The organism is Xanthobacter sp. BG11Y11_SDJG, from assembly GCF_057364445.1.
Map to the genome: position 1 here is coordinate 1 of NZ_JBNFNU010000008.1, position 13883 is coordinate 13883.

General features: G+C 65.7%; 11 protein-coding genes and 3 pseudogenes. 4 read left to right on the forward strand and 10 right to left on the reverse strand.

Features of this window, described 5'->3' with window-relative positions; all coding sequences use genetic code 11:
- The 4 genes and pseudogenes from AC2W7M_RS02205 to AC2W7M_RS02220 all read left to right on the forward strand — a co-directional run.
- Positions 1 to 1024: pseudogene (locus tag AC2W7M_RS02205) on the forward strand (efflux RND transporter permease subunit); the annotation flags it as partial.
- Between the two features lie 12 nt (positions 1025 to 1036).
- On the forward strand, positions 1037 to 1153 hold the full coding sequence (locus tag AC2W7M_RS02210) for an SHOCT domain-containing protein (RefSeq protein WP_458575389.1): 117 nt from the start codon (positions 1037 to 1039) through the stop codon (positions 1151 to 1153).
- 453 nt (positions 1154 to 1606) lie between these two features.
- Positions 1607 to 2736: pseudogene (locus tag AC2W7M_RS02215) on the forward strand (multicopper oxidase domain-containing protein).
- The gene (locus tag AC2W7M_RS02220) at positions 2733 to 3944 is read left to right on the forward strand and encodes a ZIP family metal transporter (RefSeq protein ID WP_149577655.1); all 1212 of its coding nucleotides are present in this window, start codon (positions 2733 to 2735) and stop codon (positions 3942 to 3944) included. Before AC2W7M_RS02215 ends, AC2W7M_RS02220 begins: the two are co-directional and overlap by 4 nt.
- Before the next feature lie 306 nt (positions 3945 to 4250).
- Here the strand turns inward: AC2W7M_RS02220 and AC2W7M_RS02225 are convergent, their stop codons facing one another.
- The 10 genes and pseudogenes from AC2W7M_RS02225 to AC2W7M_RS02270 form a co-directional block, all read right to left on the reverse strand.
- Complete coding sequence (locus tag AC2W7M_RS02225) at positions 4251 to 5549, reverse strand: MFS transporter (protein ID WP_149577654.1); 1299 nt, start codon at positions 5547 to 5549, stop codon at positions 4251 to 4253.
- Positions 5546 to 6960, reverse strand: a pseudogene (locus AC2W7M_RS02230) (FAD-dependent oxidoreductase). Before AC2W7M_RS02230 ends, AC2W7M_RS02225 begins: the two are co-directional and overlap by 4 nt.
- 61 nt (positions 6961 to 7021) lie before the next feature.
- Positions 7022 to 7426: a PadR family transcriptional regulator gene (locus AC2W7M_RS02235; protein ID WP_041575984.1), complete on the reverse strand. Its 405-nt coding sequence runs from the start codon at positions 7424 to 7426 to the stop codon at positions 7022 to 7024.
- 121 nt (positions 7427 to 7547) lie between these two features.
- Positions 7548 to 7982 (reverse strand): arsenate reductase (glutaredoxin), encoded by a 435-nt coding sequence (gene arsC / locus AC2W7M_RS02240; RefSeq protein WP_012115938.1) that lies wholly within the window; start codon positions 7980 to 7982, stop codon positions 7548 to 7550.
- A 17-nt stretch (positions 7983 to 7999) separates the two neighbouring features.
- Positions 8000 to 8818 (reverse strand): phosphonate ABC transporter, permease protein PhnE, encoded by an 819-nt coding sequence (gene phnE / locus AC2W7M_RS02245; RefSeq protein ID WP_012115937.1) that lies wholly within the window; start codon positions 8816 to 8818, stop codon positions 8000 to 8002.
- The gene (gene phnE / locus AC2W7M_RS02250; RefSeq protein ID WP_149577652.1) at positions 8818 to 9624 is read right to left on the reverse strand and encodes a phosphonate ABC transporter, permease protein PhnE; all 807 of its coding nucleotides are present in this window, start codon (positions 9622 to 9624) and stop codon (positions 8818 to 8820) included. The genes phnE (AC2W7M_RS02245) and phnE (AC2W7M_RS02250) overlap by 1 nt, the downstream gene beginning before the upstream one ends.
- Complete coding sequence (gene phnC / locus AC2W7M_RS02255; RefSeq protein ID WP_149577651.1) at positions 9621 to 10475, reverse strand: phosphonate ABC transporter ATP-binding protein; 855 nt, start codon at positions 10473 to 10475, stop codon at positions 9621 to 9623. The genes phnE (AC2W7M_RS02250) and phnC overlap by 4 nt, the downstream gene beginning before the upstream one ends.
- 23 nt (positions 10476 to 10498) lie before the next feature.
- A complete protein-coding gene (gene phnD, locus AC2W7M_RS02260) occupies positions 10499 to 11467 on the reverse strand; it encodes a phosphate/phosphite/phosphonate ABC transporter substrate-binding protein (protein ID WP_149577650.1) in 969 nt (322 codons plus the stop codon).
- 66 nt (positions 11468 to 11533) lie between these two features.
- Entirely contained in the window at positions 11534 to 12793 is a 1260-nt protein-coding gene (arsJ, locus tag AC2W7M_RS02265) for an organoarsenical effux MFS transporter ArsJ (RefSeq protein ID WP_149577649.1), read from the reverse strand.
- A gap of 1 nt (position 12794) precedes the next feature.
- Positions 12795 to 13838, reverse strand: a complete 1044-nt coding sequence (locus AC2W7M_RS02270) for an ArsJ-associated glyceraldehyde-3-phosphate dehydrogenase (RefSeq protein ID WP_149577648.1) — start codon at positions 13836 to 13838, stop codon at positions 12795 to 12797.
- Positions 13839 to 13883 lie beyond the last annotated feature (45 nt).

The following is a 13883-nucleotide window of genomic DNA, read 5'->3' on the forward strand; positions in this document are numbered from 1 at the left end:
CGGACCGGGAAACGCTCGGCCGCTACGGCCTGGCCGTCGGCGACGTCCAGAGCGTGATCGCGACCGCGCTCGGGGCCGAGACGGTGACGACCACGGTGGAGGGGCGCGAGCGCTATGGCGTCACCATCCGCTATCCGCGCGACTTCCGGAGCGATCCGCAATCAATCGCCCGCGACGTGCAGGTGCCGCTGCCGGGCGGCGGCACGGTGCCGCTCGGCGAAGTCGCCAAGGTCGAGCTCACGCGCGGCGCGACCTCGATCCGTACCGAGAACGGCCAGCTCGCGGTCTATGTCTTCGTCGACATCGCCGGCCGCGACCTTGGCGGCTATGTCGCGGAGGCTCAAGCGGCGGTGGCGAACGAGGTGAAGCTGCCGCAAGGCACCTACGTCTCGTGGAGCGGCCAGTTCGAATATCTGCAGCGCGCCGAAGCGCGGCTGAAGATCGTCGTGCCGGTGACGTTGCTGGTCATTTTCCTGCTCCTCTACCTCAACTTCCGGGCCCTGACGGAAACGCTCATCGTCATGCTGTCGCTGCCCTTCGCACTGGTGGGCGGCATCTGGCTGATGTGGTGGCTTGGCTTCAACATGTCGGTTGCCGTGGCGGTCGGCTTCATCGCGCTTGCCGGCGTCGCCGCCGAGACCGGCGTCATCATGCTGATCTATCTCGAGCAGGCGATGGCGGAACTGAAGGCCGAGCGGGAGGCGGAAGGGCGGCCTTTCACTCGGATCGACCTCCACCAGGCGATCATGCTCGGTGCCGTCGAGCGGGTGCGGCCGAAGATGATGACGGTCATCGCCATCACGGCCGGCCTCGTCCCAATCCTGTGGAGCACCGGCACCGGTTCGGAGGTGATGCAGCGCATCGCGGTGCCGATGATCGGCGGCATGGTCTCGTCGACGGTGCTGACGCTGTGATCCCCGCTGTCTATGGACTGATCAAAGGCTGGCGGTTGCCGCGGACCGTCACCGCCGACGAGAGGGCAATCGAACAGGGGCCAGCCGGCCTCAAGGCTGCCGCCAAATGAGAGGAGGTTCCAATGATGCACGACATGATCGGATCCATGGGATGGGGCATGGGCCTTGCCGGCCTGATCGGCATCCTCGTCTTGGTGCTGGTGATCGCCGCCCTCACGAAATACGTCTTCTTTCGGTGAGGAGCGTCATGCGCAGCTTCGATCGGAAGCCGGACGCGAGGAAACAGCCAGCGAAAGGAGAAGCGCCGTGACAGCCGAGCTTTTCGCAGCACACCGTGAGTTGGTGATCGGCGCCACATAGGCGACTTCTATGCTCGTGCTATCGCGCCTCTGGGCGGCCGAGACATCGCACAAGATGACCGTGACCCGCGATCCGAACTGTGGCCATCGTAGCGGTTGGCTTGCCTATGTGAGGGCAGTCGGATTTCCGGACCTGATCGAGGCAGCCAACCTCGCGCCCCTCAAGGCTAGACTCGGCATGCCCCGATTGCCTGATCTTCTGCGATATGGCGGAAGTTGGCGCCCATGTTGCGGAGAGGAGGAAGCCCTTCTCGACGTCAATTGGCAATGGCCACCAATTGTAGCTTATGCTATTTATATGCGACTAATTCGCATTTGCAGAAAGCGATGCATATGATCAAAGTGCCAGCTTGGTTACGTAAACGGCTGAGCCGGCGCGTGGTGCTGGGAGGCGGGCTAGCGGCTGCCAGCGGCGCAGCGATAGGTATGACTGGTGCTCTAGCGCAGTCAGGACACGCTTCGCATGCAGGAACTGTCGGCGCTGAAGCAAAGCTGGCCTCAGCCCACAGCGGACCCCATGGTGCGATGATCACGGTGGGCGAGGTCGACGAAGCTCGTAATGGCTTCGATCCGACCAAGCTTCTGACCGACTGGGATAGAGGCACTGTGTCCCAGCTTCCGGATGGGCGGACGCTAAGAACCTTCGAGATCACCGCCGAGGACAAGGAGATCGAGATCGCCCCCGGCATCATGTTTCTGGCCTGGACCTATAATGGCCGGGTGCCCGGCCCGTCACTGCGCGCGACCGAAGGTGAGCGGCTGAGGATCGTCTTCAAAAACTACGGCTCGCATCCTCATTCGATGCATTTTCATGGCATCCATGCGGCGCGGATGGATGGCGTTCCAGGCGCAGGGCTAGTCGCTCCGGGCGAGGAGTTTGTCTACGAGTTTGATGCACTGCCTTTCGGATGTCACCTCTATCACTGTCACGCTCTGCCGCTGAAGCGGCATATTCACAAGGGCATGTACGGAGCCTTCGTCATCGACCCGGATCCCACTCGCCATCCCGAATATGAGGCAGTTGCCCGCTCACGCCTGCTCGGCACGGCGGAGAATGCCGAGTGGCAAGAACTCGTAATGGTTATGAATGCATTCGATACCAATTTCGACGGCAAGAACGAGGTCTATGCTGTCAATACGGTAGCCCATGCCTATGCAAAAAACCCATCAAGATCCTTAGAGACAAACCGGTTCGCGTCTACCTTATCAATGTGATCGAGTTCGATCCGATAAATTCTTTTCATTTGCATGCTAATTTCTTTGAATACTTCAATCAAGGCACGACCTTGACCCCGACCCTGAAGACCGTCGACCTCATCACCCAATGCCAAGCCGAGCGCGGCATCCTTGAGTTCCATTTCACGGAGCACGAGCCCGGTCTCTACATGTTCCACCCGCATCAGTCGGAGTTCACCGAACTCGGTTGGGTGGGCATGTTCGATGTCGTGGAGACCGTATCATGAACCAAGCTGGGCGGCCCCCTTCCAATGCTGCGACAACACTTCCAGTCGGGCGTCCGGGTCGAGCCTCGTTGTTCTGGATCGCTATCCCGTTTACCGTGCTTGGTCTCGCGATGGCGTGGTTGATTGGGACCGATCCGTTATCGAGCTTTCGCAACGGCGCACCGCCGGTCGAGAAGCTGACCTTCGAGCGGACGATCCTAGGTTCCGATGGAGTTCGCCTACTGGTCCGTGCCGGCGGCTCGCAACCCATGACGATCGCCCAGGTCCAGGTCGATGACGCCTATTGGCAGTTTACGCAGACACCGCCGGGTCCGATCGCCCGCGGCGCGACCGCCTGGGTTCAGTTGCCGTTCCCTTGGGTGGTCGGCGAGGCGCACGGCGTGAAAATCCTCACCAACACCGGCGCCACGTTCAAGCGTGAGATCCCCGTCGCGGTTGCGACACCGACCGTGGATTCGATGAGCTTCGTATCCCAGGCTGCCCTTGGCGTCTTTGTCGGCATCCTTCCCGTCGCTATCGGCCTCATGTTCTACCCAGTTCTCCGTGGCGTTGGCCGCAACGGCATGGACTTCCTACTCGCATTGACGGTGGGGCTTCTCGCTTTCCTCGTGATTGATGCAGTTGCTGAAGCGCTCGAACTTGCCGGCGAGGCCGCCGCCTTGTTCCAGGGACCGGTGATGGTCATCCTCACCACTATGGGGAGTTTCCTCTTGCTGATGGCTGTCGGCCGCAGCCGTGGCACACCGACCGGGCTGGCCCTATCGACCTTCATTGCGCTGGGGATAGGATTGCACAATCTCGGCGAAGGCCTTGCCATCGGCGCTTCTTTCGCCTCCGGAGCGGCGGATCTCGGTATTTTTCTGGTGCTCGGCTTTACGTTGCACAACATCACGGAAGGCATCGGCATTGCCGCGCCGATACTGAAAGTACGCCCACCACTTTGGACCTTCGCCGGGTTGACGCTGCTTGCGGGCGGACCAGCCGTCGCAGGTCTGTGGATCGGCAGCCTTGCCTACGCGCCGCAGTGGTCGGCGCTAGCGCTGGCGGTCGGTGCCGGGGCTATCCTTCAGGTGATTGCGGAAGTCGGATCGCTACTAGTGCGCAGAAGCGGCGAGACTCATGTTTCGTTCTTCACGCCAGCCGCAATGACGGGGCTCGCCACCGGCGCGGGCCTGATGTACGTGACCGCGATGCTCGTAAAGATCTGAACGCTTCAAACATCCTCACTTGTAGAGGTGAGGCGGATCATCGAGGCTCGGGCAATCGACTACAATATCGTCAGACTTCACATGAGCCTCGGTGGCCTCCCATCGTCGACGTTCGCCAACCAGTCCCACGAGGACCCAAACCCCGCCAGACCTAAACTTGTAACTGGCAGGGGAAATGAGGAGCACATCAGTTTCCTGCAGCTTTAGCGCGTATGCAGTGAGCCGCCGAGCGCTGATAAGCCGGATGGTGTTGGATGCGTTGTTCCGCTTTAATTCTTTTCAGGAAGGGTGTGTTGCGGCGGGGGCTTAGCGGCGGTCCGGCATAGAAGGAGCCCTCTCGTGGCGCTCCATGTCCTCGTTCCGCGAAAAGGCTGCTGCGGCCCAGAAGGCGCCCGCCAGCAGGACGCCTCCCGCAGCCATGGCAGAGAGGACCGCGCCGTAAGACTGGGATTGCGCCCAGAGGAGCGCGGCACCGGCGGGTGCCAAAGCGCGGGCGAGCATCGAGGGCGCCGCCAGCGCGCCGTTCACGGCGCCATAGGCCTGCCGGGTCAGCATCTCCGGCACGGCGAGCCCACGCACGATGGTCATGATGCCGTTGGCGCTGCCGTAGAGCGCCACGATGGCCGCCACCAGGGCAAAGCTGGGTGGCAGCCACGCCAAGGCGAGTATGGCGACCGGAAAGGCTAGCACGGCACAGCTGCCGATGAGTCGCACCGGAGCGCGCGGCGCGAACACCGAGACGGCGATCCGACCCGCCACCTGGGTTGGGCCGATGATGGCCATGGCCAGCACCACGCTGCCCGCCGTGAAGCCGCGCTCCAGCAGCAGGGGATAGAGGTGGAAGGTGAAGGCGGAGAAGGTGGCGGCATAGGCGGTGAACGCCACCGCCAGGGCCCAGAAGGTGGGCCGGCGGGCAACGCGCCCCATGACCTGCCGCAGGGTGCCCGCTCCCGACAGTGCAAGAGCGTGGACCGGCGATGCCGCGTGGTCGGCCGCGGGCCGGATCACCGCGGCATAGAGCGGCGCGCACACCACGAGGTTCACGGCGCCGAGCGCCACCAGTGCGCCACGCCAGCCCGCCAGATCCAGCAGGATCTGGATCAGCGGAATGAAGACCGTGGAGGCAAATCCGCCCCATAGGGTGAGCGCGGTAATGCCGGCCCGGGCGCCGGCCGCTCCGGTCCTGCGCGCCACCACCGCGAACGCCGGCTCATAAAGGGTTGCCGCCTGGAGGACGCCGATGGCGGCCATCAGGCTATAGAACAGCCAGAGCTGCTGCACCTGCGACCAGGCAAGGAGGCAGAGGCCGGCGAGGCCGGCTCCCGCCGCCATCACCCACCTGCCGTGGCCTTTGTCGACGGCGGCGCCCACGGGGAAGGCGGCCATGCCCCCGAGGGCGAGGCCGAGCGTCGCGGCGCCGAACAGATCCGGCTTCGACCAGCCGAGGTCGCGCTCCATGGCCTCCGCTATCAGGGGAAAGCTGTAGTAGAGCGATCCCCAGGAGCAGATCTGGCCAATGCCGAGGCCGGTGATGAACAGGCTGCGGCCGGAAAGCGGGCGCGCTGGCGCCGGTTGCGCGAGTTCGCCGCTCAGGCCGCTGGTCACGCGGCCGTCCCGCGGCGGGGTGGCGCCTCGGCCTGCGGCGCGGCGGTATCGCAGCCGCAGCCGTCCTTGCCTTCCGCCTTGGCCTGGGCATCGTCCGCGCAGCAGGCATCGGCGTCCCGAGGCGCAGGCCCACCACAACAGCCGGATGCCCCTGCCGTCACCGGTGCGGCGCTGCAGACGCCGGTCTCCGGCAGCACCAGATGGACACTGCGCGCCGCGTCGTGATCGCCGGCGATCTCCGCCGCGATGGAGCGGACCTGCTCATAGCCCGTGGCCATCAGGAAGGTGGGGGCGCGGCCGTAGGACTTGGAGCCGACGATGTAGAAGCCCGGCTCGGGGTGGGCCAGCTCCGCCGCGCCATGGGGCGGGACGGTGCCGCACGAATGCAGGTTCGGGTCGATCAGCGGCGCGAGGGCCGGCGGTGCCTCGACGGCGGGATCGAGGGCGACGCGCACCTCGCGCAGCACGGCAAGGTCGGGGCGAAAGCCGGTGGCCACCACGATCCGGTCCACGGTCCTGGTCCAGGGCTCCGTGCCGAGACGGCCGGACACGTCCAGCCCCGCCGCGCCGCCGACAATCCGCTCCGCCGCGAACGGCGCGAGGACATCGAGCCGCCGGCGGCGATGGCCTGCGTCGCCGCAAGGCCGAGGGCACCGCGGGCGGGCAGCGCGTCGTTGAGGCCGCCGCCCAGCAGCTTCTCCATGCGGTTGCGCCGAAGCGCCCAGGTGACGCGGGTCGTTGGCGCCGCCTCCTGCAGGCGGAGAAGATCGAGCACCACATTGATGGCCGAATGGCCGGAGCCCACCACCAGCACGCGCCGGCCGGAATAGGTCTCGCGCTCAGCGCCGGACACGTCGGGAATGCCATAGGCGACATGCGCGGCTGCCTCTTCCTCGCCGGGCACCGGCAGGCCGTCCGCGCCCATGGGGTTGGGCTGGCTCCAGGTGCCGGAGGCGTCGATGACGGCACGGGCGAGCGAACGGTGCTCAGCGCCGTTCGCGTCGCGCCAGCAGATCGCGAACGGCGTGTCCGCGCGCCCCTCGGATGACATCTTGTCGAGGCCGTGGCGGGCGATGGCGCTCACCTGTGCCCCGAACCGCAGGTGGGGCGCAAGGGCGGGATGAGCCGCCAGCGGCTCGAGATAGTGCCGCACGATCTCCCCGCCGAGCGGCAGGGCCTTGGGGTTCGGCGCGCTCCAGCCGGTTTCCTCCAGCAGCGTGCGGGCGGCCGCGTCGATGTTGTAGCCCCAGGGCGAGAACACCCGCACGTGGCCCCAGGCCTTGAGCGAGGTGCCGACGCCGGCGCCGCGCTCGAAGACGAGAGGCGCGAGGCCGCGGGCCAGCAGATGCGCCGCGGCGGCAAGCCCCACGGGGCCGGCTCCGATGATAGCGACGGGTAGCGATCCGGTCATGACGGGAGACTCCGATGGTCGATCCATTGACGAGCGATGCTTAAGGGCAAATGAATGCGGGTCAGGGGCAGCATCCCGGAGTGCTCCCGACTTTGTCCGGCGCGCCGGCGATCATCTTCTCCGCGTCGACCAGACAGCGCGTTACGTCCATCCAGGCCTCCACCGCCACCTTGAAGGCGGCGCGGCCCTTGTCCGTGAGGGTGTAGACCTTGCGCTCGCGGCCCGAGACCACCTCGCTTGCAGCGGTGACGTATCCGCCCTCCTCGAACTCCCGCAGCACCGGATAGATGGTGCCCTCTGCAGGGGAACAGCAGCCGTTCGTCGTTGCCTCGACTGCCCTTGCCACGTCGTATCCGTGCATGGGCCGCTGATGCAGCACGCACAGAATGAAGAATTTGGACAGGCTCATCTTGATGGTGCCGTTCCAGTAGGCACGGCTCAGGAAATCGGGCCCGGGCTTCGGCACCGGGGCGGGCGACGGCGGAACGGATGGGGTGGCCGATGGAGAGGTTCGAGACATGCAGGAAGGCTATACATCGATCATCAATGTGTCAATCATCAAGGCATACTTGAAAGCGCTCCCCGCGTCAGCAAACGCGCCGTCCCTCGGCATCGATCACCACCTCTCCATCCTCCTTCGTAAACGGCCCTTTCTGCGGCGCGGGCAGGATGTCCAGGACCCTTTCCGACGGCCGGCACAGCCGCGCCCCGAGCGGGGTGAAGACGAACGGCCGGTTAATGAGGATGGGGTGGGCCATCATGGCATCGAGCAGAGTGTCGTCGGTGAGGGCGGGATCGTCGAGGCCGAGTTCGGCATAGGGTGTGCCCTTCTGGCGGGTCGCGGCGCGCACCGTGAGGCCCGCCGCGGCGATGGCGGCGGCGACCTCTTCCCGCGCGGGCGGGGTCTTGAGATATTCGACGATCGTCGGCTCGATACCGGCGTTGCGGATCAGGGCGAGCGTGTTGCGCGATGTGCCGCAGGCCGGATTGTGCCAGATGGTGACAAGGGAATGCTCAGTCATCGTTCAGGCTCCGAAGATCAGATGATGGCGTGGCGGACCTTGGCGGACACCCATTCGCTCACCACCACGGTGGCGAGGATCACCATGAGGATCAGCGTCACCTGCGGCCACGCCAGCGTATTGAGCGAGCTTTCCAGGTTGAGTCCTATCCCGCCCGCGCCAACCAGGCCGAGCACCGTGGATTCGCGGATGTTGATGTCCCAGCGAAACACGCTGATGCCGGCGAAGGCGGGCATGATCTGCGGCACGATCCCGTAGGCGAGGGTCTGGGCGCCCGAGGCGCCGGTAGCGCGGATCGCCTCCACCTGGCTCTCGTCGATTTCCTCGATGGCCTCGTAGAGCAGCTTGCCGATGAAGCCGATGGACCTGAGCGCGATGGCGATGATGCCGGCCAGCACGCCCGGACCCAGGATCGCCACCAGCAGCAGCGCCCAGATGATGGAATTAATGGAGCGCGAGGCGACGATGACGAACAGCGCCAGCGGCCGCACGAAGGCGGCGCTAGGCGTGGTGTTGCGTGCCGCGAGGAAGGCCACCGGCACCGACAGCACGATGGCGATGAGCGTGCCGAGGGTGGCAATGTTGAGCGTGTCCCAAAGCGGCTTGAGCAGTGCCGGGAAATAGGACCAGCGCGGCGGGACCATGCGCGCGCCGATGTCGGCGGCCTGGGTGGGGGCATCCCAGACGAAGGCCCAGATGGTGCCTTCCGTCATCACCCGCCAGCAGAACACGGTGAAGGCCACGGCGAGAAGCCAGCCGAACCACACGGCGATCTGGCCGCGCGAAGTGCGCCGTTGCCAGGACCGGCGGCCTTCGGGGAGGGCTATGACCGGCATTATTTCACCGGCCCGCGCACGAGGCCGGAGACATATTCGCTCGCCATCACGATGGCGATGATGAGGATGAGGATGGCGGCGGCGCTGTCGAACTCGTAACGATCGATAGCGGTGTTGAGCGTGGCACCGATGCCGCCCGCGCCGACGATGCCCACCACCGCGGATTCGCGGAAATTGATGTCGAGCCGGTAGAGCGAAAGCCCGAGGAGGCGCGGCGCCACCTGCGGCAGCACCCCAAAGGCGATCAGCGATGGCCAGGGCGCCCCGGTGGCGCGGATCGCCTCCACAGGGGCGGGGTCGATGTCCTCGATGTCCTCGGCCAGCAGCTTGGAGAGGAAGCCGATGGTGGCGAACGACAGGGTGAGGAAGCCCGCGAACGGCCCGAAGCCCACCATGGCCACCAGCAATATGGCGACGATGATCTCCTGCAGGGACCGCGACACGGCGATGATGGCCCGGCAAGCGAAATAGACCCCGCGCGGCACCACGTTGCGGGCGGCGCCGATGCCGATGGGAACCGAGATGGCGATGCCCACCACGGTGGAGGTCACCGTCATGGTCAGGCTCTCGATCATGCCCTGGATGATGTCGTCCCAGCGCCGGGAGAAGTTCGGCTCCAGGAAGCCGGAGATGAAGCGCAACCCGCGCGCCCAGCCGTCCGACAGGCGTGCCCAGTTGACCTCGACGCTGCCGAGGGCGAGCGCCAGATAGAGCGCCGCGCCGCCGATGAGTGCATAGCGCAGCCAGGGATTGGCGACGAGCGGCGGCGGCCGCCAGCGGTGCGCCGGAACGGACACAGCGCTCACAGCGTCCTCGCCACGGCGGATGGCGTGGCCTGGACCCGCAGGACACGGACCGCATCCTCGGCGGCGGCTTCTTCCACCGCATCATCCTCCGCCTCGCGGATGGTGCGCGACCAGTCCTCCTCGCCATAGATGGCGGTGAGCACATCGGTGTCGAGTGCCTCCGGAGGGCCGTCGAACACGGTGCGCCCGGCCTTGAGGCCGATGATGCGCTGGACGAACATCTGCGCCAGCGCCACGTCGTGGATGTTGACGATGGCGGCGAGCCGGCGCTCGGCGCACACCTCGACGATGAGGCGCATGATCTGGCGCGAGGTCTTGGGGTCGAGGCTGGCGGTGGGCTCGTCCACTAGCATGATGTCCGGCTCCTGCACCAGAGCGCGGGCGATGCCGACGCGCTGGCGCTGGCCGCCGGACAGCTCGTCCGCCCTCTTGTCCACGTGATCCATCAGGCCAACGCGGTCGAGCACGGCGAAGGCCCGGTCAACGTCGGCCTGGGGAAACCGGCGCAGGAAGGCGCGCCAGAAGCCCACGTATCCGAGCCGGCCGGAGAGCACGTTCTCCATCACCGTGAGGCGCTCCACCAGGGCATATTCCTGGAAGATCATGCCCATGCGCCGCCGCGCGCGCCGCAGGCCCATGCCTCCGAGGCGGGTGATCTCGGTGTCGCCGAGGCGGATGGAGCCGGACGTGGGCTCCACCAGCCGGTTCATGCAGCGGATGAGGGTGGACTTGCCTGCCCCCGACGGACCGATCAGGCCCACCACCTGGCCGGCGGGGATGCTGAGCGAAACATCATCGAGGGCCTTGTCCCCCTTGGCGTAGCGCTTGGACAGACCGGCGATGGTCAGCATCCCACAGTCCCTCTCTCCAGAGTTTACTTGCAGGCGTAGCTGACGCCCATGGCGTCATCGACCTGGCGCACCACCGCCCAGGTCTCCTTGAAGGTGATGGGAATGAATTTCTCCTGCGGCGGCTCGGCCGACTGGAACTCCTTCAGGAGAGCAGTGCCATCCCAATTGAAGCTGAAGAACGCCTCTTTCACCTTGGCGGCGAGCTCGGGCTTCAGATTGTAGGCATAGCCATAGCCGGTGGTGGGGAAGGTCTGCGACTTGTAGATCGTCACCACCTGCTCGGGTTTGATCACGCCGCGGGCGATCATGCGCTTCATCACCGAATTGGCGACGGCCGCTGCCGGATAATCCTTGTTGGCGACGCCGATGATGGAATTGTCGTGCTTGCCGGAGAAGGCGGGTTCGTAATCCTTGCCCGCCTCCATGCCGAACTGCGAGCGCAGCAGCGCGGACGGCGCCTTGTAGCCGGAATTGGAGGTCTCCGAGGTGAAGGCCATCTTCTTCCCCTTGATGTCCTCGACCTTGGTGATGCCGGAGCCGGGATAGGTGATGATCTCCATCTCGTAGCCGTAGGCACCGTCCTTCGAGGCCATCATGGCGAACGGCACGAAGCCGGAGCAGGCGACGGCGATGGGATTGGAGCCGGTGTTGAAGCCGGCCACATGCAGGCGCCCGGCGCGCATAGCTTCGAGTTGGGCGGCGTTGGACTGCACGGGGAAGAACTGCACCTTCTTGCCGGTCACCTTCGCGAGATGGTCGGTGAATTCCTGCCACACCTTGGCGTAGACGGCCGGATCCTCAACGGGGGTGTAGGAGAAGATCAGCGTGTCCGGGTCGATCTGCTTGGAAGGATCAGTCGGCGCGTCCGCGACCATGTCGCCATTCGCGTCCGTGAAGCGTGGGTCGAGCTTGAAGTCGGCATGGGCGATGCTTGGCCCCAGGCACATGGCGGCAAGCAAGAGGGTGCGTGCGAGAAAGCGCGGTAGCGTCATCTCTTCTCTCCAGTGACGGTGTAGTTCAATCGGACGATGCTGGTACGCGAACTCGAAGCCGGAGCCTTATCTGCTCGGTGCCGGCGTTCCCATCGGCTGGGAATGAAGCGGCAGCAGGAGGGTGGTGCCAAAACAGACGGCGAGCATCAGGGCCGACCCCCCGAGGCAGGCATAGATCCCACCCACCTGATAGAGCAGGCCGGACAGGAGGGTGCCGATGAAGCGCCCCGCTGCATTGGCGGCGTAATAGAAACCCACGTCCTCGGCTGCCTTCTCCGATCCGGCATAGGCCAGGATCAGGTAGGAATGCAGGGAGGAGTTCACGGCGAAGGCGGCGCCGAAGATGGCGAGCCCGATCACGACGATGATGTCCGGCCGCAGGGGTGTCACGGCGAGGAGCACGGCGATGGCCACCGGCACCAGAGCGAGGCCGAGCGCCCACCAGCGCGCCGCTGGCACTTCCTTGGACAGGCCGTCCGGGCTGCGGCTCACCACGGCGGGCGCGGATGCCTGCACGATGCCGTAGCCGATGGTCCACAGCGCGAGGAAGCCGCCCACCATGGGAAAGGTCCAGCCCATCCCATAGAGGAAGACCGGCACGCCCACCACGAACCACACGTCCCGCGCGCCGAACAAGGCGACGCGGGCAGCAGCGAGCAGGTTCACACCCCGGCTCTTGCCGAACAATTCTCTTGCCGAACTACTCGCCTTGGCCTTGCCCATCATAGGCGGCAGGGACAGCAGCACGCCGAGAAGCACCAGCGCCAGCACGGCAGCCATGAGCCACAGCGACAAGCGAAAGCCGAACGCCTCCAGGAGCACGCCGCCAAGAAAGAAGCCGAAGCCCTTCATGGCATTCTTGGAACCGGTGAACCACGCCACCCAGCGAAACAGGCGCCCCTCGGCGTTACCCTTGGCCTCGGCCTCCGTCACCTTGATGGCGGACTTGGAGGCGGTCTTGGTGAGGTCCTTCGCCACGCCGCACACGCCCTGCGCCGCCACCACCCAGGCAACAAGAACGGCCGTTTCCCAGGTGGGCGACATGGCGGAGAGCAGCAGGAAGCCGGCGATCTGGGTCGTGAGCCCGACTGTCAGCATACGGGTGATGCCGAAGCGGGCGGCGAGCCAGCCGCCGATGAAGTTCGCCCCGATGCCCGCCGCCTCGTAGAGCAAGAACAGGAAGGCGAGGGTGAAGGGCGAGTAGCCGAGCTTGAAGAAGGTGAACAGCACCAGCATGCGCAAGGCGCCGTCGGTCAGCGTGAAGCCCCAATAGGCCGCGGTGACGATGGCGTAGTTGCGCAGGCCCGCGGAGGATGACGCCGCCATCTCACAGCCCCACGCGTTCGAGGTGGCAGGCAAGGTCCACCATGCGGCAGGCATAGCCCATCTCGTTATCGTACCAGGCATAGACCTTGAGCAAGGTGCCGTCGGTGACGAGGGTGGACGGCCCATCAACGATTGCGGAGCGGGTGTCGCGGGCGTAGTCCGCCGACACCAAAGGGCGCGGCTCGAAGCCGAGGATACCGTTGAGCGCACCCGCGGCGGCCTTGGCGAACAACGCGTTCACCTCGTCCGCCGTGGTCTCGCGGTTGAGCTCGAACACGCAGTCGGTGAGCGAGGCGTTGAGCACCGGGGCGCGCACCGCATGGCCGTTCAGCTTGCCCTTCAGCTCGGGATAGATGAGGGCGATGGCGGTGGCGCTGCCGGTGGTAGTAGGCTGCAGCGAGAGCATGGCCGAGCGGGCGCGGCGCAGGTCCTTGTGGGGCGCGTCCACCACCACGTTGGTGTTGGTGGGATCGTGGATGGTGGTGATCTGGCCGTGGCGGATGCCGATGGCCTCGTGCACCACCTTCACCACCGGGGCGAGGCAGTTGGTGGTGCAGGAGGCAGCGGTGACGATGGGATGCGTCTCTCGGTCGTAGAGCTGCTCGTTCACCCCCACCACAACGTTCAGCACGGACGGGTCTTTCACCGGCGCGGCGACGATTACGCGCTTGGCGCCGCGCTTCAGGTGACCTTCGAGCACGGCGGGGGTGAGAAACTTGCCGGTGGACTCCAGTACGAGGTCCACGCCGAGATCGCCCCAGGGGATATCGCCCGGCGTCGCGTGAGAGGAGAAAGACAAGCTCTTCTCGCCGATGCGCACACTATCCGCGCCCTCGGCTGCGATGGGCGCACGCCAGCGCCCCTGTACGCTGTCGAATTCGAGGAGATGGGCGATGGCTTCCGCCCCACCCTTGATCTCGTTGAGATGAACGATCTCGAGCCGGTTGTTGCCGCGCGGATCATTGTCCGGGCGGTAGGCCGCCCCCATGGCCGCGCGAAGCGAAAGCCGTCCAATGCGGCCGAGGCCGTTGATCCCTACTCTCATGGCACCGTCATCCTCGCAAACTTTGAAAAGGTGCGGCGTTGCCGC

What these genes read in the sequence shown, in the direction of transcription:
- arsJ (WP_149577649.1), bottom strand. Translation starts at nt 12,793, where the DNA reads ATGGCGGCGTCATCCTCCGCGGGCCTGCGCAACTACGCCATCGTCACC.
- AC2W7M_RS02210 (WP_458575389.1), top strand. Translation starts at nt 1,037, where the DNA reads ATGATGCACGACATGATCGGATCCATGGGATGGGGCATGGGCCTTGCC.
- AC2W7M_RS02220 (WP_149577655.1), top strand. Translation starts at nt 2,733, where the DNA reads ATGAACCAAGCTGGGCGGCCCCCTTCCAATGCTGCGACAACACTTCCA.
- phnC (WP_149577651.1), bottom strand. Translation starts at nt 10,475, where the DNA reads ATGCTGACCATCGCCGGTCTGTCCAAGCGCTACGCCAAGGGGGACAAG.
- phnD (WP_149577650.1), bottom strand. Translation starts at nt 11,467, where the DNA reads ATGACGCTACCGCGCTTTCTCGCACGCACCCTCTTGCTTGCCGCCATG.
- AC2W7M_RS02270 (WP_149577648.1), bottom strand. Translation starts at nt 13,838, where the DNA reads ATGAGAGTAGGGATCAACGGCCTCGGCCGCATTGGACGGCTTTCGCTT.
- phnE (WP_012115937.1), bottom strand. Translation starts at nt 8,818, where the DNA reads ATGCCGGTCATAGCCCTCCCCGAAGGCCGCCGGTCCTGGCAACGGCGC.
- arsC (WP_012115938.1), bottom strand. Translation starts at nt 7,982, where the DNA reads ATGACTGAGCATTCCCTTGTCACCATCTGGCACAATCCGGCCTGCGGC.